The 1,573-nt window shown below is 33.2% G+C and carries 1 protein-coding gene; it reads left to right on the forward strand.

Annotated elements, in window-relative coordinates; genetic code table 11:
* Positions 1 to 356 precede the first annotated feature (356 nt).
* Positions 357 to 1,460: a 5-methyltetrahydropteroyltriglutamate--homocysteine S-methyltransferase gene (locus ACH0B5_RS17965; RefSeq protein WP_406928253.1), complete on the forward strand. Its 1,104-nt coding sequence runs from the start codon at positions 357 to 359 to the stop codon at positions 1,458 to 1,460.
* The last annotated feature ends 113 nt before the right edge of the window (positions 1,461 to 1,573 follow it).

A 1,573-nucleotide genomic window follows, 5' to 3' on the forward strand; every position in this document is an offset into this window, starting at 1 on the left:
AATAGCGAAAGGTGAATTTGAGTTTCCTCAAATTCACCTTTCTCACTATTTGAAGCTAGTTATGTCCCAGCCTCTTTTAGCTTTTAAATAACATTTGCTTCAAGCAAGCGTCCCGCTATTTTAATATAAAAAGTTGATATTGATAAAAGCCAACAATAGTTCACCTTTTAGAAATAAAAAAGGTATTTTTGTGATGAAATGAGCAATTTTTGTCATAAATGAATGATTTTATTTTCGGAATTGTGCGTCATTTCGGGGAAGTTCTATGTTATAGTATTAACATTACTATAAAAACGATTGACTTACTTCGATTTAATATGTAGTAAGTCTTACTTTTTATAAAAGGAGTAGATAATATGGTAGTAACAAAAATTCAAGCACCCTTTCGACATGATCATGTAGGTAGTTTTTTAAGACCTCAAGCTTTAAAGGAAGCTCGCTCAAAATTTCAAAATAAGGAAATTACATATAGTGAATTAAAATTAGTAGAAGATGAAGAAATTATTCGTCTTATTAATAAACAGAAAGAAGTAGGCGTGTTAGCTATTTCGGATGGTGAGTTCCGTCGTAGTTGGTGGCACTTTGATTTTTTAGGTAGTCTAGAAGGTATGGAGTATTATGAAAAAGAACATGGATTAAATTTCCATAACTTAGAAACTCGTAAAGAAGGGGTTCGTGTTATTGGAAAAATTGATTTTGGCGAACATCCATTTTTAGATCACTTTAAATTTATACGTGACCATGCTGGAGATTCTGTTGTAAAGTTCACGATTCCAAGTCCTAACATGTTACATGCACGCGCGGATAAAAATGTTGACATTTATGCAGATGAAAAGGATCTTATTGAAGATACAATTAAAGCATATCAAAAAGCGATTCAAGCCTTTTATAATGCAGGGTGCCGCTACTTGCAGTTAGATGATACTTCATGGGCTAGTCTTTTCTCAGAAGAAAAACGAGCTGACTTAGTAGCTGAAGGGAAGGACCCACAACAGTTTATGAACACATTGCAATATGTCATTAATGAGACGGTTAAAAATAAGCCAGCTGATATGACAATTACGATGCACATTTGCCGTGGGAACTATAAATCCACATTCTTTTCTAGCGGTGGCTATGATTATGCTGCAGAAGTCATTTTTGGTGGCTTAAATGTGGATGGATTATTTTTAGAATTTGATGACGACCGTTCTGGTAGTTTTGAACCTTTAAAATATGTAAATCGCAAAGATTTAAAAATTGTTTTAGGTTTAGTGACATCTAAATTTGGGGAATTAGAAGATAAAGAGTTCATAAAGGCACGTATTCAAGAAGCAGCAAACTATGTTTCATTAGATCAACTTTGTTTAAGTCCTCAATGTGGATTTTCTTCAACAGAAGACGGCAATATTTTAGAAGAGGAAAACCAGTGGCAAAAATTGAAGTTAATTAAAGAAATCGCTGAAGAAGTTTGGGGATAATCGATGTAAACTTGAATCTACTTATGTAGGTTCAAGTTTTTTATTAATTCTTTTAAAACCACGTGCTCTGCACGTGTGAAAATATACTTTTAGAGTGGTAATGGAGATGGAAT

Origin of the sequence: Ureibacillus sp. 179-F W5.1 NHS (assembly GCF_045369345.1) — a bacterium.
GTDB lineage: Bacteria > Bacillota > Bacilli > Bacillales_A > Planococcaceae > Ureibacillus > Ureibacillus halotolerans.